Source organism: Mesorhizobium sp. Mes31, from assembly GCF_024519675.1.
Taxonomy (GTDB): Bacteria; Pseudomonadota; Alphaproteobacteria; order Rhizobiales; family Rhizobiaceae; genus Mesorhizobium.
Window position 1 is genome coordinate 82,884 of the sequence record NZ_JALJRL010000020.1, and the last position, 23,847, is coordinate 106,730.

Annotated in this window: 17 protein-coding genes and 2 pseudogenes; 16 read left to right on the forward strand and 3 right to left on the reverse strand. The window is 61.9% G+C overall.

The features are described 5' to 3' along the window. Positions 1 to 52: 52 nt before the first annotated feature. From NR193_RS27065 to NR193_RS27085, 5 genes and pseudogenes are all read left to right on the forward strand, one after another. Positions 53 to 1,054: pseudogene (locus tag NR193_RS27065) on the forward strand (DUF2817 domain-containing protein); the annotation flags it as partial. A gap of 201 nt (positions 1,055 to 1,255) precedes the next feature. Then, positions 1,256 to 2,022 (forward strand): annotated as a pseudogene (locus tag NR193_RS27070) (ABC transporter ATP-binding protein). 76 nt (positions 2,023 to 2,098) lie between these two features. Beyond that, positions 2,099 to 2,896: a transporter substrate-binding domain-containing protein gene (locus NR193_RS27075; protein WP_256753765.1), complete on the forward strand. Its 798-nt coding sequence runs from the start codon at positions 2,099 to 2,101 to the stop codon at positions 2,894 to 2,896. Positions 2,897 to 2,970: 74 nt separating this feature from the next. After that, positions 2,971 to 3,678: an ABC transporter permease gene (locus NR193_RS27080; RefSeq protein ID WP_256753766.1), complete on the forward strand. Its 708-nt coding sequence runs from the start codon at positions 2,971 to 2,973 to the stop codon at positions 3,676 to 3,678. Positions 3,679 to 3,682: 4 nt separating this feature from the next. Next, the gene (locus tag NR193_RS27085; RefSeq protein WP_256753767.1) at positions 3,683 to 4,414 is read left to right on the forward strand and encodes an ABC transporter permease; all 732 of its coding nucleotides are present in this window, start codon (positions 3,683 to 3,685) and stop codon (positions 4,412 to 4,414) included. Positions 4,415 to 4,757: 343 nt separating this feature from the next. Here NR193_RS27085 and NR193_RS27090 read toward each other — a convergent pair whose 3' ends face one another. Beyond that, positions 4,758 to 5,801 carry an AraC family transcriptional regulator gene (locus tag NR193_RS27090; protein ID WP_256753768.1) on the reverse strand — a complete coding sequence of 348 codons (1,044 nt, stop codon included), beginning with the start codon at positions 5,799 to 5,801 and terminating at the stop codon, positions 4,758 to 4,760. A 193-nt stretch (positions 5,802 to 5,994) separates the two neighbouring features. On the opposite strand from NR193_RS27090, the gene NR193_RS27095 reads away from it, so the two are divergent. From NR193_RS27095 to NR193_RS27115, 5 genes are all read left to right on the forward strand, one after another. Continuing rightward, a complete protein-coding gene (locus NR193_RS27095) occupies positions 5,995 to 8,361 on the forward strand; it encodes a beta-glucosidase (protein WP_256753769.1) in 2,367 nt (788 codons plus the stop codon). A 112-nt stretch (positions 8,362 to 8,473) separates the two neighbouring features. Further along, a complete protein-coding gene (locus NR193_RS27100) occupies positions 8,474 to 9,709 on the forward strand; it encodes an ABC transporter substrate-binding protein (RefSeq protein ID WP_256753770.1) in 1,236 nt (411 codons plus the stop codon). Between the two features lie 153 nt (positions 9,710 to 9,862). After that, positions 9,863 to 10,738: a carbohydrate ABC transporter permease gene (locus tag NR193_RS27105; protein ID WP_256753771.1), complete on the forward strand. Its 876-nt coding sequence runs from the start codon at positions 9,863 to 9,865 to the stop codon at positions 10,736 to 10,738. A 56-nt stretch (positions 10,739 to 10,794) separates the two neighbouring features. After that, positions 10,795 to 11,619 (forward strand): carbohydrate ABC transporter permease, encoded by an 825-nt coding sequence (locus NR193_RS27110; protein WP_256753784.1) that lies wholly within the window; start codon positions 10,795 to 10,797, stop codon positions 11,617 to 11,619. A gap of 71 nt (positions 11,620 to 11,690) precedes the next feature. Then, entirely contained in the window at positions 11,691 to 12,692 is a 1,002-nt protein-coding gene (locus NR193_RS27115; RefSeq protein ID WP_306280557.1) for an ABC transporter ATP-binding protein, read from the forward strand. A 1,011-nt stretch (positions 12,693 to 13,703) separates the two neighbouring features. Here NR193_RS27115 and NR193_RS27120 read toward each other — a convergent pair. Beyond that, the gene (locus tag NR193_RS27120; protein WP_256753772.1) at positions 13,704 to 14,822 is read right to left on the reverse strand and encodes an FAD-binding oxidoreductase; all 1,119 of its coding nucleotides are present in this window, start codon (positions 14,820 to 14,822) and stop codon (positions 13,704 to 13,706) included. Between the two features lie 103 nt (positions 14,823 to 14,925). Here NR193_RS27120 and NR193_RS27125 point away from each other — a divergent pair, with 103 nt between their 5' ends. The 5 genes from NR193_RS27125 (at position 14,926) to NR193_RS27145 (ending at position 21,659) form a co-directional block, all read left to right on the forward strand. Next, a complete protein-coding gene (locus tag NR193_RS27125) occupies positions 14,926 to 15,831 on the forward strand; it encodes a LysR family transcriptional regulator (protein ID WP_256753786.1) in 906 nt (301 codons plus the stop codon). Between the two features lie 90 nt (positions 15,832 to 15,921). Beyond that, entirely contained in the window at positions 15,922 to 18,006 is a 2,085-nt protein-coding gene (locus tag NR193_RS27130) for a hydantoinase/oxoprolinase family protein (RefSeq protein ID WP_256753773.1), read from the forward strand. 4 nt (positions 18,007 to 18,010) lie between these two features. Beyond that, positions 18,011 to 19,996 (forward strand): hydantoinase B/oxoprolinase family protein, encoded by a 1,986-nt coding sequence (locus tag NR193_RS27135; RefSeq protein ID WP_256753774.1) that lies wholly within the window; start codon positions 18,011 to 18,013, stop codon positions 19,994 to 19,996. Next, complete coding sequence (locus NR193_RS27140) at positions 19,993 to 20,295, forward strand: (2Fe-2S)-binding protein (protein WP_256753775.1); 303 nt, start codon at positions 19,993 to 19,995, stop codon at positions 20,293 to 20,295. Before NR193_RS27135 ends, NR193_RS27140 begins: the two co-directional genes overlap by 4 nt. Continuing rightward, positions 20,292 to 21,659: an FAD/NAD(P)-binding oxidoreductase gene (locus tag NR193_RS27145; RefSeq protein WP_256753776.1), complete on the forward strand. Its 1,368-nt coding sequence runs from the start codon at positions 20,292 to 20,294 to the stop codon at positions 21,657 to 21,659. Before NR193_RS27140 ends, NR193_RS27145 begins: the two co-directional genes overlap by 4 nt. A 52-nt stretch (positions 21,660 to 21,711) precedes the next feature. Here NR193_RS27145 and NR193_RS27150 read toward each other — a convergent pair whose 3' ends face one another. Continuing rightward, positions 21,712 to 23,037, reverse strand: coding sequence for an FAD-binding oxidoreductase (locus NR193_RS27150; RefSeq protein ID WP_256753777.1), 1,326 nt, complete (start codon positions 23,035 to 23,037; stop codon positions 21,712 to 21,714). Positions 23,038 to 23,260: 223 nt separating this feature from the next. Between NR193_RS27150 and NR193_RS27155 the strand changes: the two genes are divergently transcribed. Then, positions 23,261 to 23,737, forward strand: a complete 477-nt coding sequence (locus NR193_RS27155) for an Lrp/AsnC family transcriptional regulator (protein ID WP_256753778.1) — start codon at positions 23,261 to 23,263, stop codon at positions 23,735 to 23,737. Positions 23,738 to 23,847: the final 110 nt, after the last annotated feature.

Here is a 23,847-nt window from a genome sequence, read left to right on the forward strand (position 1 = left end):
ACAGGGAATGAACGGATTGACCGCAACCGCCAGCGGTCCAGTGGGATCGACCATGCGCCATGATGAGCCAGCACCAGCCTACGCCAGTGATTTCGCCACCCTGCGCCAGGGATTTCGCGAAGCCGCTGAGCGGGCGGGCGCGGAACTGTCTGAATATGTTCATCCGCTGAACGGCCCGGATGGCGAGACGCTGGCGACCGATGTGGCGCTGCTTGGCCGCCGCGATGCGCGCAAGCTGATCGTCCTGATCTCCGGCACGCATGGTGTCGAGGGCCCGTTCGGCTCGACCTGCCAGACCGCCTGGCTCGGCCAGAAGAACCTGCGGCGCCTGCCCGGCGACACGGCGATCCTTGCCATTCACCTCATCAATCCCTGGGGCACGGCATGGTCGCGGCGCGTCAACGAGGACAATGTCGACCTCAACCGCAACTTCATCGACTGGTCTTCGAGCACTCCGGTCAACAATGGCTATGCGGGCCTGCACGACGCGGTGGCGTATCGCGAGTGGGAAGGGCCGGACCGCATAGCAGCCGACGAGAAGCTCGCGGCTGCGCGCAAGAGGCTTGGGCATGCCGGGCTGGCGGCGATCGTCGAGGCCGGCCAGTATGAATTCGCCGACGGCATGTTCTACGGCGGTGGTGGCCCGGTCTGGTCGAACCGCACATTGAACGAAATCCTGAAGACCTTTGCCGGCGCGGCACGCCAGGTCATCGTCTTCGACCTGCATACCGGAGCAGGGCCATATGGCTATCCGGCTCTGCTTTCGGTCGCGAGCTCCGAGCATGCCGGCCTCGCCTGGGGCAAATCCATCTTCGGGCCGGCGCTGGTAACAGTGCTGACCGGCCCAGGCGCCAGGACCGGCACCGGCATTGCGGCCACGGCGACCGGCTACGTCTCCGACGCCGTCCGCAAGGCGATGCCGAGCGCGCGCGTGCTGCCGCTTGTCGTCGAGTGCGGAACGCTGGACGGGCCTGCCGTCATGGAGGCGGTGCAGGCAGACAACTGGCTGCACCTTTTCGGCAAGATCGAATCGCCGCTGGGTAAGCGGATCCGGGACACGCTGCGCGCTGCCTTCCTTCCGGATGACCCGGACTGGCAACGCACCTGCCTGTCCAGCAGCCTGCGCTATTTCGACCGTGCGCTGGCGGATCTAGGGACTGTCGAGGTAACCCAGGACGCGGCCATCGGCAACGAACAGACGCGGCCAACCGTTCCCGCCTTGGTGGCGGATCCGGCGCTCGCTGAAGAGGCGAAGATCGCCACGCCGGCCGTGCAGATCGACGAGCTTCACAAGAGTTTCGGCTCGCTTCTGGTGTTGAAGGGCGTCAACCTCACGGCGCACGCCGGCGAAGTCATTTCCATGATCGGCTCGTCGGGCTCGGGCAAGAGCACGTTCCTGCGCTGCATAATCTTTTGGAACAGCCGGACGGCGGCAAGGTCGCCATCGACGGTGAGGTCATCAAGATGAAGCCGCTGTCGAACGGCCGTCTTGGGCCAGCCGATATGGCGCAGGTCGAACGCATCCGTGCCCGCGTCGGCATGGTTTTCCAGAACTTCAATCTGTGGCCGCACATGACGGTGGTGGAAAACATCGTCGAGGCCCCTCGGCATGTGTTGAAGGAGCCTCGCGACAAGGCCATCGACCATGCGCACGCTCTGTTGAAGAAGGTCGGGCTCGCCGACAAGCACGCCCACTATCCGGGCCAGTTGTCAGGCGGCCAACAGCAACGTGCCGCGATCGCCCGCACGCTGGCGATGCGTCCCAAAGTCATCCTCTTCGACGAACCGACATCGGCGCTCGATCCCGAATTGGTCGGCGAGGTGCTGCGGGTGATCCGTCAACTGGCGGAGGAAGGCAACACCATGATCCTCGTGACGCACGAGATGCAGTTCGCGCGCGAGGTCTCCCACAAGGTTCTGTTTCTCCACCAGGGAAAGGTGGAGGAAGAGGGCGCACCCGCGGCGCTGTTCGGCAGCCCGCGCTCGGAGCGTCTGCGTCAATTCCTGGCGCGGACATTGTGAGTATAGGCCCGCGTCCTCGAAGCGTTCGGGTTCACCGGACATCGACAATGAAGATCAACAACAAGGGGAACTAACGATGAAACTGAAAATCTTGATGCTGCTCGCAGGTCTCGTGGGGGGCATGGCAAACGCCGTTGCCGCCGACGGTGAACTGTCCATCGGCACCGAGGGCGCCTATCCTCCATGGAGCATGTCCGACGCCAACGGCAACGTCACCGGTTTCGACGCCGATGTCGGCGCTTTGCTCTGCACCAAGCTTGCACTGAAATGCCATTTCGTCGTGCAGGCTTTCGACGGGCTCATTCCCGCGCTGAAGGCCAAGCGTTTCGATGTCATCATCTCAGGCATGTCGATCACCGCCGACCGCAAGAAGGAGATCAATTTCAGCGTCGGCTATGCCGAACTGGCCAATATGTTCGTCGCGGCCAAGGGTTCTGATCTGGCCGCCATCACCGACGTCGACACTCTGCTGAAATCGCTCGACGGCAAGAAGGTCGGCGTACAGGCCGGCACAACCCATGCGCATTTTCTCGAGAAGCGCGCGCCGAATGCCGACCTGAAAACATACGACACGCTCGACCAGATGCAGATCGATCTTGCGAGTGGCCGCCTCGACACTGCTTTCGCGGATCAATCCGCATTGCAGGACTTTCTGGACAAGCCGGATGGCAAGAATTTCCAGCTGGTCGGCGTGCAGATCAAGAGCACGTTCGATCCGACGCTTGGCGAAGGAATCGGCGTCGGCATCGCCCAGGACAATACCGAGCTGAAAGCCAAGATCGACAAGGCACTTTGCGAGTTGATCGCGGATGGCTCGGTCGGCAAGGCCAGCCAGAAATGGTTCAAGACGGATATTTCCCGGCCCTGCAAGTAAGCCTTGGAATCCTCGCATGCGCCCGGAAAGCCGGGCGCATGCGCCTCGTTGGCACGACAGACTAGGGCACTCAAATGGAATTCGGTCTCTGGCAGGTTTGGGAAGCGGGTTGGGTGACCGCTATTCTGCGCGGCGCGTCGATAACAATCCTCGTGGGGCTCGTCAGCATGGCGGCCGGACTGGTGATCGGCATTGCCGGCGGCCTAATCAAATGGGCCCGGATATTTCCACTCTCGCTTCTCGTCGATGCCTATACGTCGCTGGTGCGAGGCGTGCCGGAGCTGCTCATCATCTACCTGCTGTTTTTCAGCTCGGTTGAATTCGTGACGAAGGTCGTGACCGCATTCGGCTACGCCGGCGTGGCGGAGAGTGGCTATGCATTCGTCATCGCGGTTATCGCTATCGGCGCGATCTCCGGCGCATATTCGACCGAGGTCGTGCGCGGGGCATTGGCCGCAATTCCCAACGGCCACATCGAGGCGGCCCGCGCTCTTGGACTGTCGGGCGGTCGTATCTTTCGCCGTATCATCGCCCCGCAGATGCTGCGCATCGCGGTTCCCGGCATCAACAATGTCTGGCAGACCACCATCAAGGATACCGCCCTGGTCTCGGTGGTTGGCCTTCAGGAGTTGATGCGCATTTCGTTCATCGGTGCAAACTCGACGCGCCATCCGTTCATCTTCTATCTGATTGCGGCGGCCGTTTATCTGATCATCACGCTTGTGAGCCAGGCCGGTTTCGACGGGATCGAGCGCCTGCTCAGGCTCCGGACAAGAAAGTAGGACGATGGACCTTATCCAGCTTGCGGTTCCGGTTCTGCTCAAAGGCCTGGGGACGACGGCGCTATTGACCGTCGTTTCGGTGCTGATCGGCTTCAATCTTGGCCTGGGATTGGCGTTGATGAGACTGTCGTCAAATCGCCTCCTGTCAGGCTTCGCCAAATATTACAGCAATGTGTTTCGCGGAACGCCGCTGCTGGTTCAGATTTTCCTTTTCTACTATGGGCTCGGTCAGCTGTCCCTGATCAAGGACAATGCGGCCCTGTGGTGGGTGGTCAGCGATGGCTCGCGCTGCGCCGTGATGGCGCTCGCGCTCAACACGGCGGCTTACACATCCGAGATTCTACGGGGCGGATTGATGTCCGTTCCTGTCGGCCTCGTCGAGGCGGCTCAGGCGTGCGGCATGTCGCGCATGCTGCGGTTTCGTCGCATCGAATTCCCGCTCGCAATCCGCCAGGCGCTGCCAGCCTATGGCAACGAGCTAATTCTGGTCGTCAAGGGTACAAGCCTTGCGTCGACAATCACAGTGCTCGAAATCACCGGCTATGCGAAGCGGCTCATGAGCCAGACCTTCGCGATTTTCGAAATCTTCGCCATTGCTGGATTGCTCTATCTGGTCATCAATCTGTTGTTGATTGCGATCATCCGCTCCACAGAGCGTTTTCTCATGCGCCACGAATCGCAATCCCGCCAAGGCCTTAGCGCACCGCGCGCGAAGGAATCCGCAGCAGTTTCGTAACGCCATTCCCGTCGTTGGACACAGGCGCGTCTGGTGACTGTGGTGCATCGCCCGGTTGCTGAGGACAGGGTAACCCGATCGGGAGCGACCCAAGTCGGTCGCCGGATTATTCAATCCTGATTCCGATAAGCGCCTTGTGACTCACGCGGGACTGCCATGCCTGCAGCGTGAGAGAGCCTGACTGCACCAGGGGCAAGATTTGCCGTCGCAAATACCACTGTCGACCCCTTGCGTCGCCCACAAACGCCAACACTGCAAGTGGCTCCTCCTTCGTGATAGCAACAAATCATCCAAAGTTTATTGCGAGCTAATATGAGTGCAAAAAGTGATGCAGAACGATGGTTCAGTTTGCACTTGCGTTGTGGGGAGCGCTGAGCACTATCTGCTTTTGACCTGTTCCACAGAGACCAACAGCAAGTTCCGCTGCCTTGCCCAAGCCGGTGGCGTGAGAGGCAAGGATTTTCTGCGCTTCGGCCGCGTCTTCATGGGTCAATACACTTTGCGGCTTCAGCGGACGGCTGCCGCGGCGGAATTCGGCTGGGCTAAAGCCGAAGCGACACCTGAATTTGTTGTAGAAAACAGCCGGATTGCCGAAGCCGTTACGCTCCATGATCATGGCGATCGTACTGTCTGTTGTCCGCAGTTCCTCGGCGGCGTTGTCGAGCCTAAGGTTCTGCGAATAGTCGCGATAACCGATGCCAAGATGGCGCTTGAAGAGACGGGAGAGGTGGCTGAGTGTTAGGCCCTCGGCTTCGGCGATCTCGCCCAGGTGTTGGACGTCTTCGCATCTGCTGAGTGTATCCATGATCCGCAGAATACGCGCCCGGCTGTCCGAACGCAGTTGAGCTGTCGAGGAATCTGTCTCTTCGTGGCGCATTGAGCGGTAGATGTAGCAAGCGAGCAGATTGGCTATCGTTTCGCGTACCATTCCCTCTTCGGGATGGTTCAATTGATCCAGCGCGAGTCTTGCCATGAAAGCTTTGATCGCAGCGACCTTGTTCATGAAGGGGCGGCTGTGCAGAAATGTCCGACAGAGATACTGGCGAGAGGCAAAGCCGGGCAACCCCATACGCTCGAAATGGGCGACATCCAGGTGCGCACCACAAATAAGGGCATCGCGCGAAATCGACGTGGAATTGTGAGGAACGTCGGCATTGATGATGATCACATCGCCCTCACTCATCTCGCAAACTTGCCCATCGACCACCAGCCGGAAGCTGCCGCGCAACACGAAGAGGATCTCCATTTCACGATGCCAGTGATAGGGGACATCGGCATAGCCGTGCACAAAAACCCGACAGTGCGAACTCTCAGCTGGCGCCTTGCTTTGAAAGCCGCAATCGCGCTTTTCGAGGCACGGATCGGACCGGATATAGGCGATGTTCATCCGCATTCTCCCTGCTTTCAACTGCAATAAATATCAAAAACTGTCGTACCGCCAGTGCAATTCTCGCGACTAGAAGGTGCAGTTTTGCTGTGCAATGAATTCGTCACTCTTCGAGGCGGCCGCAGGGCTTCCAGGCGAGGAAGCCCCTAGCGGCTGCCAGATACTCGCTGAGACAGTGTGGGATGGAATGTCAATGACGTGGAATATCTCCGACAAGGAACTCGCTGCGCTCGTCGGTCAGATGACCCTCGAGGAGAAGATCGGGATGGTGAGCGGCCATGGCCTTTGGCGCACGGCAGCGAACTATCGACTGAATATTCCAGAAGTACTCATGACCGACGGCACCTACGGCGTGCGTTATTCAATCGAGCAGATCGACGGCGCGCAGGACAGCGACAGCCAACTCTCGATGTTCCTCAGCGTGGTCAACGCTGACGTATCGCGCAGCGTGGAAGGTGCTTTTGGTTCGACCCGTCCGGCCACCTGCTTTCCAAATGGTTCCTCCTTCGCCTGCTCCTGGGATGTCCAACTTGCCCATGAATTAGGAGAGGCACTTGCCGCCGAGTGCCAGGCCTTTGGTGTGAATATCCTTCTCGGTCCGGGGATCAATATCCGCCGCACGCCGCTCGCGGGCCGCAGCTACGAGTATTATTCGGAGGATCCGGTGCTAACCGGCGAGATCGCCGCAGCAGTGATCGATGGCCTGCAGGAAAATGGCGTAGGTGCGTCGCTCAAGCATTTCGCCTGCAACAATTCCGAGGTTCAGCGCACAACGATGAGTTCGGTGGTCGAGGAGAGGGCGCTGCGCGAGATCTATCTGGCCGGCTTCGAGCGGGCGATCCGTAAAAGCAATCCCTGGACCGTCATGAGCTCCTACAACCGGCTTAACGACGTCCAGGCGGCGGAAAATCACTGGCTGCTGACGGAAATCTTGCGCGACGATTGGGGCTATGACGGCGTTGTCGTTTCCGACTGGCACGGCATCAAGGATCGGCCTGCCTCGATGATCGCGGGTAACGATCTCGACATGCCGGAAAGCGGCGCACGCAAGCAGGAATTGCTCGAGGCGGTCGAAGCCGGACGTATGCCGATGCAGGCCCTTGATCGCTCCTGCCTGCGCATACTGAAGCTCGTGCGCAAGGCCCGGAACGGCATCAAGCCGAACGCGATCGCCGATTACAAAAAGCATCACGCACTTTCACAGCGCATAGCAGCAGAATCCATTGTGTTGCTGAAGAACGAGCACACACTGCTGCCGATCAACCCCGAAACGACCCGCAAGATTGCCATCGTCGGTGCCGCCGCAACCGATCCTGTCATCCAAGGCTCGGGCTGTGCGACGACACGGCCGAGCGAGGTTGATATACCGCTCGATGAAATCCGCCGTCTCGCTGCAGGCGCTTCGGTCAGCTATCACACGATCGGTGACTTCGCCGCAGGCGGCAACACCGAACAGGCGGCTCTTGCGGATATTGATGCCGCCGATGTCGTGCTGTTCTTCGGCAACACCGAAGTCGGCTACGATGGCGAAGGTTCGGACCGCACGCATCTCGGCCTGAACGATGACCAGGACGAACTCATCGCCGCGCTCTCCAGGCGCAACCCAGAGTTCACTGTAATACTCGCGACGCCTGATGCAGTGGTGATGCCATGGATCGACCAGGCAGCGGCTGTTTTGGCAGTGTTCTTCGGCGGGCAGGGGGCAGGCCGCGCGGTTGCCGAGGTGCTGTTTGGCAAGCAGAATCCCTCCGGCAAGCTGACGGTCACCTTTCCTGTCCAACTCGAAGACACACCTGGCTTCCTCACCTATCCCGGCGAAAACAACCGGCACGTTTATAGCGAGGGTATCCATGTCGGCTACCGCTCCTACGACAAGCGCAAGCTTGCGCCCCTGTTCCCCTTCGGTTTCGGCATGAGTTATTCGACCTTCGAGTATTCGAACATCTCGGTCGACGCGGATCGCATCGATGCGGCGAGCACGATCAAGGTGTCGTTCGATGTCACCAACACGGGCAGGGTGGCCGGCAAGGAGATCGCCCAACTCTACTGCCGGGTCCATGCGCCGCGCCTCATTCGGCCGCTGCGCGAACTCAAGGGATTCGCCAAGGTCAACCTGGATCCAGGCGAGACCAAGCGGGTCGATATCGTCATCGAGGCGCGTGATCTCCGTTACTATGACCCGGATCATGGCCAATGGCTGCTCGATGCGGGCAAGCTGTCGATTGAGATCGGCGCATCCTCCCGCGACATCCGGCTGGAAAAGACCCTCGACGTGGATGCGGCAGCACGGCCCTCGACCATCCTCAATGTCGAAAGCCAGCCCTTCATGGTGCTTGAGCAGGAATTCGCTCGCAAGCGTTTTGGCGCCTTTCTCAAGGACCAATTGAATATCGACGACGAAAAGGCCGAGAAGATGATGGAGTACTGCGCGGGGTCCTTTCTTGGGATCTACAACACAGTCGCTTGGGTTGCCGGAGACAAGATCTCCAAGGTGGACATGGCGGAATTCCTCGACGGTTTGAACAAGGAAATGGGAGTGACGATCAGCAAGGCTGCATGACCCAATACACGGGGGCAGTCATTGGCTCCCCACGCCTGTCGTATATTGGGCCGGGTCCAGGAAAGTTTGAAATTTACAATCAACAACAACACCAGGGAAAGCGAGAATTGATATGAATTTCCGATATCTTTCATCCACGATGGCGCTTCTTGGCTTGCTTGCGGCCTCCACTTCCGCCTACGCCCAGACAGTCGATGTCCAGCAATATTGGACCAGCGCCAGTGAATCCAAGGCGATGAATACCATCGCCGACGCTTACAAGGCCAAGGGCGGCAAGTGGATTGACAGCCCGTCTGCCGATTTTGACTCGACGCTCGCAGCGGCCACCAGCCGTATTGCTGGCGGCGAACCCGCCTCAGCCGTGCTGATGACGCCGAGTGCAGCGATGCGCGATCTTGCCAAGTCGGGCCAGTTGCGGAACTTCGACGATATGGCCGCAGCAGATGGATGGCAGAAGGTGATGCCGCCGCTGGTCTGGGACAAACTCAACGTTGACGGCCATCTGGTTGGCCTGCCGGTCGGTATCCATGCCGACAACTGGATCTGGTACTCCAAGCCGCTTTTCGACGAGTTGAAGATCGAAGAGCCCAAGTCTCTCGACGAGATGTTCGCGGCCGCAGACAAGCTCAAGACCGCCGGACATACAGCCTTTGCCGTGGGCGGCGAGCCTTGGCAGGAGGTCACCATCCTTACCAACTTCATCCTCGCGCTAGGTGGCCCCGAATACTGGAACGAGCTGTTCGTCAAGCGCGATCCTGAAGCCATGAAGTCGCCAATCATCCCAAAGGCCTTCGAGCTATACCGTAAGGTCTCGACCTATGCCGACCCGGCCAGCGCCGGACGCTCGTGGAACGACACCACTAATATGGTGGTCACCGGCAAGGCGGGCATGCAGTTCATGGGTGATTGGGCGCGTGGCGAATTCCTGGCCGCCAACCAGGTGGCCGGCAAGGATTTTGGCTGTCTCCTCGTGCCGACCGACAAACCCGCCTACGCTATCATCGTCGACATCTTCGCCTTCCCGCTCAACTCGGACGAGGATCGCATCAAGGGCCAGGCCATGCTGGCGGAGACCGTGATGGATCCGGCGATCGAGGCCAAGATCGCCGCCGTCAAGGGCTCTGTTCCGTCCCGCTCCGACGTTGACACCAGCACGCTGGATGTCTGCGCCGCCAAGGGCGTGAAGGCGTTGGCCACACCGGGCGTAGCGGTTTCGGGAACCTATGACGCGCTGCCGGGCGACCTGAATGGCCAGATGACTGATCTGGCAACGCAGTTCTGGACCGATCCATCTATGACCAGCGAAGCCGCGGTCGAGCGCCTGACGGCTATTCTGCAGAGCGAGTAATACTATGATCTCGGCCGGGTGTGGCGATAAGCCTGCCCGGCTTTGATGGTTGCCAGATCGGGCCGGAGCAGGCAGCGCGACAAAGACTTCGATTCAAGATCAATGCGGGATGAATGCGATGCGTGCGCTCCACACTCCACGACAGGAGGCGAGATGACAAGCTGGTTGCAGCGACAAGTCTATCGGCCCGACTTTGCTGTTGCAGTGTTCTTCGCTGTGGTCGCCATCGTCTTCTACGGTTCGATCTTCTGGACCTTCTATATGTCGCTGACGCGCTCGACGCTGATGCCGAACTACCAGCTGATCGGGTTTGACCAATATATCAAGTTGTTCACCAACCACCGTTGGCTGGTTTCATGCCTCAACATGGTGATCTTCGGTGTGCTTTATATCGTCGGTACGCTTGCTTTCGGCATGCTGCTCGCTGTGTTTGCTGACCGTCGCATCGCGGCGGAATCCCTGTTCCGAACGATCTTCCTTTATCCGCTTGCAGTCTCTCTGATCGTCACCGGCCTCTCCTGGCGTTGGGTACTCGAGCCCGTCAACGGCCTGCAGGCGCTGGTTCGCCAGGCCGGCTGGGAGAGCTTCACCTTCGATTGGCTAACCAATCCCGACCGAGCAATCTATACGCTGGTCATTGCCAGTATTTGGCATTCGGCCGGCCTTGTGATGGTCATCGTGCTTGCTGGTCTGCGTGGCATCGACAACGATTTATGGAAAGCCATCCGCATGGAAGGCATACCGCTTTGGCGCGCCTATCTGCAGGTTATCTTTCCCGGCATGCGACCGATCATGGCATCCTGCGTTGTGCTGCTGATGTCGGAAGTCATTCGCGGCTATGACTTGATCATTGCTATGACTAAGGGCGGTCCCGGGATCTCGACGGAAATGCCCGCAAAATTCGCCGTCGATTTCTATTTCGCCCGCGTTAATCTCGGCCTGGCTTCCGCTGCATCGATCACGATGCTGGTGCTGTCTCTGGTTCTGCTCGCGCCTTACTTCTACACAGAGTTCAGGAGGCGCACTTGAGCTATGCTGTCTCGTCCCGCAACTCCAGTGTCCGGTCTCGTGCCGCGCGTATCGGCATGTACGTATTCCTCGTCGTCTCGGCGATCTTCTTCCTGTTGCCGCTTCTGTTGGTCCTCATCAATTCGCTGAAGCCGATGGAGGAAATCCGTCAGGGCAATTTGTTGGCGCTACCGATCAACCCGAATTTCGACGCCTGGGTCGCGGCGTGGCAAAGTGCATGTTCCGGTCTCGACTGCGGAGGGGTCCGTCCGGGTTTGTGGAACTCGATCAAGATCACCGTCCCCGCCGTGGTGCTCTCCACGCTGACCGGCGCATTGAATGGATATGCGCTGGCGCAATGGAAATCGAAGCACGCGAACTTGATCATGCTGCTGGTGACGGTCGGACTTTTCATACCCTATCAGGCGATGCTCTACCCGACGGTGAAGATCCTCAGCAACGTCGGCATGTTTCGGTCCTACGCTGGCATCGTCTTCGTGCATGTGATCTACGGCCTGCCATACACCACACTGCTGTTTCGCAATTTCTACATCGGCGTGCCGGATGAGATCAGCCGGGCCGCACGCATGGAGGGCGCGACATTTCTCAGGACCTTCTGGTCGATTATTCTGCCGATTTCGACCAACATCCTCGTTGTCGTGGGCATTCTCCAGTTCACAGGCATTTGGAACGACTACCTTCTCGGTCTGATTTTTGCCGGCAACGACAGCATGCCGATGACGGTGCAGCTGACGAATATCGTCAACAATTCACGTGGCGCCGCATTCCCGAACGTCAATATGGCAGCAGCCCTGATCACCGCCATTCCGACGCTGCTCGTTTATTTCCTCTCGGGTCGCTATTTCGTGCGCGGCATTGCCGCTGGCGCGGTGAAAGGCTGAACATGTCCAGTGTATCCGTCCGCCAGATCAGGAAGTCCTTCGCGGGCCTCACCGTTCTGAATTCGGTCGATATGGAAATCGCACCCGGCGAGTTCGTTGTCATCCTCGGCCCGTCCGGCTGCGGGAAGTCGACGCTTCTCAACGTGATCGCCGGCCTCGACGAATGCGACTCCGGCCAGATCTTTATCGACGGTACCGATGTCAGCGACTTGGACCCCAGCCAGCGCGGCCTTGCCATGGTGTTCCAGTCATATGCGCTCTTTCCCGCAATGACGGTGCGGCGAAATCTCTCCTTCGGCATGGAGATCGCTGGCAGGCCCAAGACGACAATTACAGAGAAGGTTGCCTGGGTGGCAAAGCTCCTGCAGATCGAAGCGCTTCTAGACCGCAAGCCAAGCCAACTGTCCGGCGGCCAGCGCCAACGCGTGGCGATCGGCCGGGCTCTGGTTCGATCCTCGAGCATTTGCCTGTTCGACGAGCCGCTTTCCAACCTCGATGCGAAATTGCGCGCGGAGACCCGCGTTGAGCTCAAGCAGTTGCACGAGGCTCTTAAGTCGACAATGATCTACGTGACGCATGACCAGATCGAGGCCATGACAATGGCCGATCGTGTCGCGGTGATGCACAAGGGCAAAGTCGAGCAATTTGCCCAGCCGCAATCGATCTACGAAAAGCCAGCGAGCCTGTTCGTCGCGGGCTTCGTGGGTTCGCCGGCGATGAACTTTCTGCAAGGTCGACTGGACCACGCTGGCAGGTTCCAGATTGGCGATATTGGGATCGACACGTCAGCCTACGGTTTCGAGGATTCATCGCGAGAGCGCGATGTGGTGCTTGGCATCCGCAGCGAGGATATAAGCGTGGTGGGGCAGGGGGCGCCAGAAAGTATTCCCGCAGCGCTTGCGTTTACCGAACTGCTAGGCGCGGATGCGCTCGGCTGGTTCGAATGCCTGGGCAAGCGTTTCAGTGTTCGGCTTGGTGTGAACGAAGCACGGGCGATGCAAACGGACGTCGGCCTCCGCTTCAACATGGCCAAGGCATCCCTCTTTTCGGCGGCATCGGAGCGGCGGATTTGACGACCACAGGGTCCTCCGACGCATCGAATGGCGAACGACCTGTTGCGCCTTTAACTCGTCGCACGAACTGCCAAAACCGGACGTTTGCATATTGGCGTATCGCGAGCGTGGCTAACCGCGGGTCTGCTCTAGGTTTTTGCTGAGGACAGGCTTCGCGTTTCTAGCGGTTTTCGCAACCAGAAAGGTCGCTACATATCTCGCTCGTCCACTGGGCACCGCTGACGAAGTGGACTGATAGGTGCATCAAGAATAGGATAGGGCATGGTCAGGCTCCTTGTTGAAGAAGCCCGTGATGCTCTGCCGCTGCCGAACCACCCTCAATGTGAGCGCGACGTCCGGTTCGTGATCTATACCTCACCCCACGCGACCCATCCCGCGCAGCGGGTTCGTTCTGCGGCCCAAAAACAGCCACGCTCGCACCCTTATGGTCAACAGGGTTCATCGACCCTTTTTGTGGGATGAAAGAGACACCGCGTGCATGGAAACTAGTCCTCCTCCTGATCCTTAGGTTCGCCAGACCATACGAGAGAATACGAAGGAAACGGGTTGGCGAACCATCCGCTAACGTATTGATTTTGTGTGGAAAACGGTGACCCTCCGGGCCCACCAACTTATTATAAATCAATGTCTTCCGCTCATTTGAGTTTTAATTGAGCGTTGTCGGGTAAGTCTCTGCCTCTTAGGTGAAATGGTTTTGGGCCCTTTCGTCAATTTTCTCCGTCTCGTTGATGGCACCCGTCACACGTAACTCAACACCGGCGTCGAAAGACCTTCCAGCGATGCATGCGGTGATCGGCGGCAACGAAGTGCAATTAGGCGGATTCTGACTTCGGTCGTGCACGCCCTCCGGTGCGAGGACTGGCCGCTGGTGGCCAAGATCATCGACAAATCTTCGTGCCTAGATCGGCCCGCTCGCTTGAGACCGTCATGCTCGAAGGCTCATGCGAGAGTGATCCCCTGCCTTTCGCGGCCAAAGGAGCCATCGTTGCGCGGATGTCGGAAGTTGCTCCTTCAGGCAGTGCGGCTGAAGCGATCGACCCTGAAATCGTCGAGCGGCGTTTCGCAACGGTCGGTCGTGATGAGTTCGGCCATGGCGTCGCCCACGCCCGGACCGAGCTGGAAGCCGTGTCCGCTGAAGCCGAAGGCGTGGAACAGGCCTGGCGTCGTCGCCGAGCGTCCCATGACCGGCAGCATGTCCCTGACATAGCCCTCGCAGCCGGACCAGGTGCGGATGACCGTAGCCTGGGCGATCGCCGGCAGCAGTCGCGCGACGGCGCGCAACTGCGTCGGCAGGCGCATGGGGTTGGCGGCCGCGTGGCCTGGATCGAGCTCCACCGCTACTCTTTCGGCCGCACCGCCGAAGACGATGTTGCCCCGCTCGACCTGACGCAGGTAGGCGCCGTGGTCCTTGTAGCGTGTCCAGATGCCCACCACGGGCAGGATCCGATGCGGCAGCGGCTCGGTTACGCCCATCTGCGGGCCGCGGGCGTCGAGCGGTACCTCTTCGCCGAACTGCGCGGCGATGCGCGCGCCCCAGGCTCCGGCGGTGTTGAGCAAGCAGTCGGCGGCGAATGCACCTTGCGAACTGGCGACAAGGAAACCGGAGCCCGTGTGAGTGATCTTCTCGACCTCGGCTCCCTCGATGATTTGCGCCCCCAGTTTGCGGGCTGCCTCGGCAAAGGCGGGCGCGATCAGCCGCGGATTTCCGCTGCCATCCTGCGGAGAGAACGACGCGGCGATCGCTTCGGGGCCGAGGCCGGGAAACCGGGAGCGGATCTCACGCGGGCCGAGTTCTTCCAGCTCGAGCCCCCAAGGCCACGCTGCACCAGCATAGGCCTGCATGTCGGCAAGGCTTCCTTCATCGAAGATCAGCCTGAGATGGCCGGTGGCACGGAATTCCACGTCGCGGCCGAGCATTTTTTCGGCCTCGCCCCATAGCCTGAGCGAGCGATGGGCCAGCGGAAGCTGGGACAGATGACGCCCCGTACGCCGGATGTTGCCGAAGGAGGCAACCGTGGCTCCAGCACCGATCCGGTTGCGCTCGATCAACGTCACGCGCGCGCCGCGCCGGGCCAGGAAATAGGCCGAAGCCGTTCCCATCAGTCCGCCGCCCAGAACGATCACATCCATGGCGCCCTCTTGCAGTGAATCCTTGACCAATCTTGTCGGCGCCGTGGCATTGCGTCAAAGATGGGTTTGGACAAGAGCCATAAGCTTTACCTATGGAGTGGCAATGCGGGCCCGGCAACTCGAAGTGTTCATCGCCGTCATGCGCGCGGGCACCGTGACTGGCGCGGCCCGGATGCTGAACATCTCCCAGCCCGCTTTGAGCCAGATCGTGATCCACACCGAGGACGAACTCGGCTTCACGTTGTTCGAGCGCGTCAAGGGCCGGCTGCGGCCGACCCCGGAGGCGCTCGAGATTTTCGCCGATGCCGAGAGGTTGTCGGCGGGGCTTGAAGGCTTGCGCCGCAAGACCACCGATCTACGCCTTGGTCGGGCAGGACTGGTGCGGGTCGCTGCCTCACCGCCGCCAGCCATGGCTATCTTGCCGCGTGCGTTCACCAAATTCCGGGCCCAGCATCCCAACATCATGTTGCGTGCTCATAGCGCGCCGATCGCCGCGATCGTCGACATGCTGCGAGCGGGCGACGCCAGCCTCGGCGTGGCCATGGACGACCGGCTCCCTCCGGATATCGAGGCGGAGGTGATCGGCAGTGTCGGCTTCGCATGCCTGCTGCCCGCCGGGCACGCGTTGGCCGGGAAGACCCAGCTGACGCTCGCCGATCTCGTCGGCGAAGAATTGATATCCTATCGCGGAAACACCCGCCCCGCCGACGAATTGGCCCATGCTGCGCGCGCGCAAGGCGTGACGCTTTCGCCATCGCTCGAGATCGACGTGTCGATCTCCGCGGTCGGTTTTGTCCAGGCCGGTCTGGGCATCGCCTTGGTCGACGCGCTGCTGCCATGGCACCAGTTTGCCGGACTTGCCGTCAGGCCGCTCGCAGCGGGGCCGGAATTTCCGATCGCGCTGCTGACCTCGCGCACACGGGCCCTTTCGCGGGCCGATGAGATGATGCGCGACCAGATCCGTGCGGCCTGTTCCGCCGTGCTGGGCGGTGACAGGGCAAAGGCATAAGCAAGACTTATATCCTTGCCCATCATACGTCTTGGACCGCTGCCACCCGGCCATGCCAGCTTCCGGCAGGCAGACAGGAAGGGACGCGTCATGGACGGTGCCATCGCTTGCGCGGCGGATGAGGCGCAAAACGAAACCGACTGGAAGGTCGGCGTCGATATCGGCGGGACATTCATCGATTTCTGCGCGCTGGAAGCCCGTTCCGGACGGGTAGCCTCGCTGAAAGTGCTGACGACGCCGGAGGATCCGGGCGCCGAGCTGATGACGGGTCTCAGGCTTCTTGCTGAACGCGAAGGCTTGGATCCTACCCGTATGACGCGCTTCGTGCACGGCACGACCGTTGGCATCAACACGATCATCCAGCGCAAAGGCGCAGCGCTCGCGCTGTTCACCAATGCCGGCTTCGAGGACGTCATCGAACTGGCGCGGCTTCGCATGCCGGACATGTATTCGCTGTTCTGCTCGCGGCCGGACCCGCTGATCTCGCGCGACATGGTTTTCGGCATTCCGGCGCGCATGCGCGCCGATGGGAGCGAATCCCAGGCGCCGGACATGGCGGTGGTGGAAAGGGCGGTGGCAGTGGCGAAAGCGAACGGGGCGCAAGGGATCATCGTGTCCTTCCTCCATTCCTGGCGCAATGCCGCGCAGGAGGCTTCCGTGAAGGCGACGATCGCGCGTCTTGCGCCCGATCTCTTCATCTTCTCCTCGGCCGAGGTCTGGCCGGTCATCCGCGAATACGAGCGCAGCTCGACCGCCATCCTCAATGGCTATGTCCATCCGCGCGTCTCGGGCTATCTGACGGCACTGGAAGAGCGGCTGAAAGACCACGGCGTGCCGGCCCGCCCCATGCTGACGAAGTCAAACGGCGGGCTGATGAACGCTGCAGAAGGCAAGCGCGCCTGCGTCAACATGCTGCTGTCGGGAACGGCCTCCGGCGTCATCGGCGCCTCGTGGCTGGCGCGTCAGGCAGGCGAAGACAAGGTTCTTACCCTCGACATCGGCGGCACCTCGGCCGACTTCGCGCTTATCATCGGCGGCGAGGCACAGTTCGGCACCGGCGAACTGATCGGGGAATTTCCGCTCCATATCCCCTCCGTATCGGTGAGCTCGATCGGTGTCGGCGGCGGCTCGATCGCCAGTGTCGATGCGCAAGGGGTGCTGCGGGTCGGGCCGGAGTCGGCCGGTTCGACGCCAGGCCCGGCGTGCTACGGCAGAGGTGGCGAGCGGGCGACGGTGACGGATGCCATGGTGGTGTGCGGATGGCTCGGCCACAGTGAAATGGCCTATGGCCAGTTGCGGATCGATACCGGCCTGGCGCATCGCGCCGTCGGCGAGCTTGCCGCCCGGCTCGGCCGTCCCATCGAGCAGACCGCGCAGGCGATCCTCGACATCGCGGTGTCGGAGATGTTCGTCGAGGTTGAGAAACTTGCCTCACGCGCCGGCGTGGACTTGCGCGATTTCACGCTGATGCCTTTCGGCGGCGGCGGCCCGATGCTCGGCGCTTTCCTTGCCCGCGAACTCGGGATGAAGCGTGTCATGGCGCCGCGCCGTCCCGGCGTGGTGTCGGCGCTGGGCGGACTGGTGGCGGACCTGCGCGGGGACTTTATTCGCACCATCTTCAGCCCGCTGACGGGCGCGACGCACCTCGCAATTCGCGACGCCTTCGAGGCGCTCGCGCGTGAGGGCCGCGACTGGCTTGCGGCGCAGGGGCACGATGCGGCGGCGGAACTCAATCTCTCCTGCGACATGCGTTATATCGGGCAGAGTTATGAAATCGAGGTCGTCCTTCTTCCGGAATGGCTGACGGACGGCAATGTGGCTGCCATCGAGCAGGCCTTCCATCTTACCCATGAGCGGCTCTACGATTTCCACGACGCGGACGGTGCGGTCGAGCTTGTGAATGTTCGGCTATCGGCTGTAGGCGCGGGGCCGAAACTCTCCTTCCCGGAGATCGACGAGATCGATGTCCCGGCCATTCCGGCGCGCCGGCTCCCGGTCTATACGGGCCTGAGCGTCGAAACCGTCGACCTTCACGACCGGCAGACGCTCGTACCCGGCAGTACGTTCCACGGGCCCGCCGTGGTCGTTCAGGAAGACACCACCTTCGCCATTCCCGCTGGAGCGCAGGCACGGGTCGACCGCCATCTCAACCTTCTGCTGACCTTCCCGGAGTGATGCCTTGTTTGACCGCACAAACCTTCAGGTTCTGGCTAATCATGCCCGCGCGGCCGCCGAGAACATGGCCCACACGCTGCACCGCACCGCGCACTCCGCCTTCGTCAAGGAGACGCAGGACTTCACCGTGATGCTGATGGACCGTTCAGGCGCGACCTTCGCCGTGCCGATGGAACTCGGCGCCACCTGGTATCCGGGGCTTTCGTATCACCGCGCCATCGCGATGGTCGACGACTACCGGCCGGGAGACATTGCCTTCACCAACGATCCCTATTCCGGCCACGTTGCCACGCACGCACCCGACACGCATCTGTGGAAGCCGGTCTTTGTCGATGGCGAGATCGTCGCCTGGACTGGCGGGCACATCCACAACACCGACATGGGCGGGGCCGTGCCGGCTTCGCTCAGCCGGGCGCTGACCGAAATCCATCAGGAAGGCATCCGCTTTCCCCCGATGAAGCTGGTGAGGGAAGGCGTGCTGGATGAGACGATCCTGCGGATCATGAGCACCAATGTGCGCAAGCCCGACCTCAACATCGGCGACATCAAGGCGCTGGTCGGCGCGCTCAACACCGGTGAGCGCAAGGTCCAGGCAATGGTGAGGAAGTTCGGCAAGGCCGGTTTCATCGAGGGCGTTTCCGCGCTTCTCGACCATGCCGAGGCACAGGCGCGCGACGTGCTGCGCTCCATGCCCGACGGCAGATGGGAATTCTGCGACTATGCCGACGAGGATTCGGTCGAGGCCAATCCCTGCCGGCTGAAGCTCACGCTGACGATCAAGGGCGAGGAGGCGGTGCTGGACTTCACCGGCTCAGATCCGCAACTCGGCTCCTCGCTCAACGTTCCTTCGGGCGGCGACCCGCGACACACCATGCTGCTGGTGGGGGTCTACTACGTGCTCTACACGCTGAACCCGAAGATCCTGCTCAACACCGGCCTTACCCGGCCGTTCACCTGCATCACCCCTCGGGGTTCGGTGCTGAACCCGGTACACCCCGCCGCCGTGGGCATGCGCTCGCTCACCTGCGCCCGGTTGCGGTCGGTGATCTTCGGCGCCTTCTCGCAAGCAGTGCCGGAGCGCCTGCCCGCGGCTCCGGCCGGCAACAACTGCATCGTCAACGTCATGACCACGGACGAGCGGAGCAGCCGGACCGTCATCACAGCGGTGAATCCCGTGGTCGGTGGCGGCGGGGCGATGCCGCATCGTGACGGGACCAACGGATCGGGCGCGGATGCCGCCTATCTCAAGAACACGCCGATCGAGATCACCGAGACCGAGACCCCGGTCGAATTCGTGAAATACGGGCTCGCCAAGGACAGCGGCGGGGCGGGTCGCTGGCGCGGCGGACTGGCGACCGAGATGGCGTTCCGAGTCTTTGCCCCTGATTCCAGGATCACGGCGCGCAACCGCGACCGCAGCTTCTTTCGTCCCTGGGGCGTGCTGGGCGGCAAGGCGGCCGGCCTGTCGGACATGGTCGTCAATCCGGCGACCGAGCACGAGCGGCGGCTGGGCAACGTTGACACCACTGTGCTGCAGCCCGGCGACGTGCTCGAGATCCGCTCCGCCGGAGGTGGCGGGCGCGGCGATCCGCATCAACGCGAACCCTGGCGGGTCGCGCAGGATGTGCGGCGCGGCTATGTCTCGCTGGCTGCGGCCGAACGCGACTATGGGGTCGTCATCCGCGGCGGCCAGGTCGACGAACAGGCGACGGAAGGGCTGCGCGAGCGGCAAGTGCCGGCCGGCGGCCATTTTCATTTCGGTCCGGAGCGCGAAGGCTACGAAGCGCAGTGGACGCCAGCCGCCTATGACCGTCTCACGGCCATACTAAGGGACTTGCCGATCCACTGGCGGTTCTTCACCAAGACGGAAATCTTCCGTCGCATGAAGGGGCGCTCGGGGGCGGATGGCGTCCAGGCTGCGTTCGATGCTGTCTGCGAACGGTTCCCAGAACTGCCTCGTCCTGGCCCGGTGCGAGAGGCGGCGGAATGATCACGGCTGGCCGCGTCGTCCGGCTGGCAGAGAGCGACCGGGCAGCGGTGCATTTCTCTCTCGATGGGCAGATGTGTGGCGCGCTTGCGGGCGACACGGTGCTGACCGCCATGCTGGCATCAGGGCACGCGTTGCGAAAGTCCGAGTTCGGACCCGAGCCGCGAGCCGGGTTCTGCCTGATGGGAGCCTGCCAGGATTGCTGGGTGTGGCAGGAGGAGGGACCGCGCATCCGGGCGTGCTCGGCCCTGATCACTGAAGGCATGCGGTTGCGCACGACACCACCGGAGAACTGGCCGTGAGCCAGGCCTTGTCGCCGCGGATCATGATCGTGGGCGCCGGTCCAGCCGGCATAAGGGCGGCGGCTACGCTGGTTGAGGCCGGGCTCCATCCGGTGGTGATCGACGAAGGGCAGCGCGCAGGTGGCCAGATCTATCGCCGCCCACCGGCCGGGTTCACCCGCACCGCAAAGCAGCTCTACGGGCCGGAGGCGGCGAAGGCGGGCGCACTGCATGCGCTCTTCGATCGGCTGGCCGAAGAGGGGCGTCTTACCCATTGTGCGGCGAGTTCGGTCATCGCAGTGCATGAAGGTCGGCTGCACGTGCTGGGGGAGAGTGGCGTGCAGGTGATCAGCTACGATCGCCTGATCCTTGCGACCGGCGCGTCCGACCGTGTCGCGCCGGTCCCTGGCTGGCAGAATGCCGGGGTCTATAGTCTTGGCGCGGCGCAGATCGCGCTCAAGGCGCAAGGCGTGGCGCTGGGGCGGCGGATCGTCCTCATCGGATCTGGGCCTTTGCTCACGCTGGTCGGCGCCCAACTTGTAAAGGCTGGAGCGGATGTGGCGGCGGTGCTGGACACTTCTCCCTGGCATCAGCAGATGCGAGGGCTCTGGAAGCTTGCGGCCCGGCCGTTCGTCGCGATGCGCGGCCTGGTCCTGCGGGCGCGGCTCGGCGGCCGCTATCATGCGGGCGTTGCGCTCGAGCGGATCGAGGCCGACGGGACGGGTGTCACAGCGATGCACTGGCGCGACGCCGGCGGCCGGGAACGCCTCACTGAATGTGATATGATCGGCATGGGCTGGCACCTGAGGGCGGAGACGCATCTGGCCGACCTCGCGGGATGCGACTTCACCTATGACGAGCAGTGGCGGCAATGGCTGCCGAAGACCGACCGGATGGGTCGGGCCGGCAACGGCGTCTATCTTGCGGGTGATGGGGTTCGTCTTCTGGGAGCGGACGGCGCGGAGATCGCTGGGTGTCTCGCTGCGGCGGCATGCCTTGCCGATCTCGGACGTCCGGCGCCCTCCACCGGCGCCTATCTGCGCAAGCTTGCGCGGCTCGAACGCTTCGCCCGCGGCCTGGCTTGCGCTTTTCCCTGGCCGGCTGCGATGGTGCGGGCACTCCCCGACGACGCGGTCGTCTGTCGCTGCGAGAATGTGACCGCAGGATCCATAGGTGAGGGCGCGGATTTCGGCGGCGGCGAGGCCAACAGGGTGAAAGCGCTCTCACGCGTCGGCATGGGCCGCTGCCAGGGGCGCTATTGTCAGTTGGCTGCGGTCGAACTTGTGGCTGGGCAGGCCGGTTGCACACCCGGCGCCGTCGGCCGATTTCGCGCGCAGGCGCCCGTCCGGCCAGCCCCTATCGGCGCCTTTCTGCGGGACGCTTGATGCGGTTTCACAGGCGATCTCCCGAGGGTGTCGGAATATGTGGAGCTTTGGATCAGAAGTCGGCTACCTTCCCCCAAGCCGAAGCGTCGAAGCGCCGAGGATCATAGGATTGCGGATCGACGATCGGTTTGGAGCCACTCATCAGATCGGCGACGAGGTGCCCGGCGCCGGGTCCGATGCCAAACCCGTGTCCCGAAAACCCGGCGGCCAGGAAGAATCCCGGAACGGCATCAATCTCGCCGATGGCGGGCACACCATCCGGTGTGCTGTCGATGTAGCCGGCCCAGGCCGCGCTGATCCTGGTCTGGCGCAGTGCCGGCAGCAGCTCGAGCGCCCGAGCGTGGGTCAGGCGGATGGTCGCACGATCAGGAGCCGGATCGAGGATGCGCATCCGCTCCATCGGCGTCGGCTGGTCGAGCCGCCAGCGTCGGAGCGTTTCGTGTCCGGAGCGCATGCCCTGCAGGCCGCCGGGCGCGAGGCTGCGCCACCGTTTCAGGAACATGGGCAGGAACTGCGGGGAGAAGCGAAGCTGTTGCGGCGTCATGTCCACGCGGCCGCGTCCGCTTATGGCCAGCGTGTAGCCGCCATCGCTGCGACGCGTGGCGGAGATCCTTGCCGTGTGCAGCGCATCCGGCAGGCCATTCGCACCGGGCGATACCGACAGGATGGAAGAGCGGATCGACGCCTGCGGAAAGCGAAACCCGAACTGGTGGCAAAAGGAGGAGGCCCAGGCGCCTCCGGCCAGGACTGCCATCTTCGTCCGGATCGTGCCGCTTTCCGTGACCACGCCGCTCAGGCGCCCTCCTTCCGTCTCGATACCGCGCGCGGCGCAATTCTGGTGCACGGAACCACCGAGATCGAGGATGGCGCGGGCGACCGAGGGCGCGGCCCGCGACGGATCGGCGGTGCCGTCGGTCGGCGAGAAGACACCGCCCTTCCATGTCCGACCCGTGGCGCGGCCTCGCTCGCTGGCCTCGGCGCCGTCGAGCATGTGCGTGGTGACGCCGGCCGTTCTGGCGAAGTCACGCCAGCGTGCCCAGCCGGCCAGTTCCGCCTCGTCGTTGCTCAGATAGAGCAGGCCGCAGCGGCGAAAGCCGGTGTCTTCGGCGGTTTCAGCCGCAAAGCTGTCCCAAAGATCGAGGCTTCGGGTCGCCATCGGCAGCTCGCGGGCGTCGCGATTCTGCTGGCGGCACCACCCCCAGTTCCTCGAGGACTGCTCGGCGCCGATGCGTCCCTTTTCGACAAGCGCGACCTTCATGCCGCGCCTGGCCAGATAGTAGGCCGCGAAAACACCGACGATGCCGCCGCCGATCACCACCGCGTCCGCGGTCTGTGGCAGTTCGCCAGATGTCTCGATTTGCTGCAGCGGCGCGCGCATTGTCTCTCTACCGTGAAGCGCCAATTTAACGCGTTGCGCAGGCAGCCGCTGCCGCAGTTGCGGCCGAAGCAGAATTTTATTCCGGTAGCTCGGTTAAAATCGGGAGCCACTGCGTTTCAAAGCGGTGTCGGCTTGCATGGACAGGCCAGCGGGCTGTGGTAGTGTCAATGGATGTTCGTACGGCAGCATTTTGTGCTGTGGCATGTGTTCTGCGGAGACGGCCATGAAACTGGATCGGATCGACATCAAAATTCTGCACGAATTGCAGAAGAACGGCCGCATCACCAACGTTGAACTGGCTGATCTCGTGCATCTGTCGCCGAGCCCGTGCCTGATGCGGGTGAAGAAATTGCAGTCGGAAGGCTACATCGAAGGCTATTCCGCGCAGATCAATATCGGCAAGCTCGGCCAGACGCTGACCGTGTTCACCGAAATCACCTTGAAGAACCACCGCCAGGTGGACTTCGCCCGCTTTCTCGCCGTGGTGGAGAAGATCGACCAGGTCATCGAATGCCACCTCGTCTCGGGCGGCTACGACTACCTGATGAAATTTGTGACCGCCGGCATCGCCGAGTACCAGACGATCATGGAGCGCCTGACCGACATGGATATCGGCATCGACAAGTATTTCAGCTTCGTGGTGCTGAAGTCTCCCATCGTCAAGGCGCACATGCCGCTGCCCAGCCTGTTTCCGAGGTGAGGCTCTGCCGTTTCGTCAGTGATGGCCGTACTGGCTGACCAGTTCGGGAGGCTATCTAGAGCGTTTCATGTTTTGACGGAAGCGTACCCGGCGTTTTCGAAGTAGTTCTT

Excerpts from the sequence above, each read along its gene's own strand:
- NR193_RS27075 (WP_256753765.1), top strand. The coding sequence starts at position 2,099 with ATGAAACTGAAAATCTTGATGCTGCTCGCAGGTCTCGTGGGGGGCATG.
- NR193_RS27080 (WP_256753766.1), top strand. The coding sequence starts at position 2,971 with ATGGAATTCGGTCTCTGGCAGGTTTGGGAAGCGGGTTGGGTGACCGCT.
- NR193_RS27085 (WP_256753767.1), top strand. The coding sequence starts at position 3,683 with ATGGACCTTATCCAGCTTGCGGTTCCGGTTCTGCTCAAAGGCCTGGGG.
- NR193_RS27090 (WP_256753768.1), bottom strand. The coding sequence starts at position 5,801 with ATGAACATCGCCTATATCCGGTCCGATCCGTGCCTCGAAAAGCGCGAT.
- NR193_RS27095 (WP_256753769.1), top strand. The coding sequence starts at position 5,995 with ATGACGTGGAATATCTCCGACAAGGAACTCGCTGCGCTCGTCGGTCAG.
- NR193_RS27100 (WP_256753770.1), top strand. The coding sequence starts at position 8,474 with ATGAATTTCCGATATCTTTCATCCACGATGGCGCTTCTTGGCTTGCTT.
- NR193_RS27105 (WP_256753771.1), top strand. The coding sequence starts at position 9,863 with ATGACAAGCTGGTTGCAGCGACAAGTCTATCGGCCCGACTTTGCTGTT.
- NR193_RS27110 (WP_256753784.1), top strand. The coding sequence starts at position 10,795 with ATGTACGTATTCCTCGTCGTCTCGGCGATCTTCTTCCTGTTGCCGCTT.
- NR193_RS27115 (WP_306280557.1), top strand. The coding sequence starts at position 11,691 with ATGGAAATCGCACCCGGCGAGTTCGTTGTCATCCTCGGCCCGTCCGGC.
- NR193_RS27120 (WP_256753772.1), bottom strand. The coding sequence starts at position 14,822 with ATGGATGTGATCGTTCTGGGCGGCGGACTGATGGGAACGGCTTCGGCC.
- NR193_RS27125 (WP_256753786.1), top strand. The coding sequence starts at position 14,926 with ATGCGGGCCCGGCAACTCGAAGTGTTCATCGCCGTCATGCGCGCGGGC.
- NR193_RS27130 (WP_256753773.1), top strand. The coding sequence starts at position 15,922 with ATGGACGGTGCCATCGCTTGCGCGGCGGATGAGGCGCAAAACGAAACC.
- NR193_RS27140 (WP_256753775.1), top strand. The coding sequence starts at position 19,993 with ATGATCACGGCTGGCCGCGTCGTCCGGCTGGCAGAGAGCGACCGGGCA.
- NR193_RS27150 (WP_256753777.1), bottom strand. The coding sequence starts at position 23,037 with ATGCGCGCGCCGCTGCAGCAAATCGAGACATCTGGCGAACTGCCACAG.
- NR193_RS27155 (WP_256753778.1), top strand. The coding sequence starts at position 23,261 with ATGAAACTGGATCGGATCGACATCAAAATTCTGCACGAATTGCAGAAG.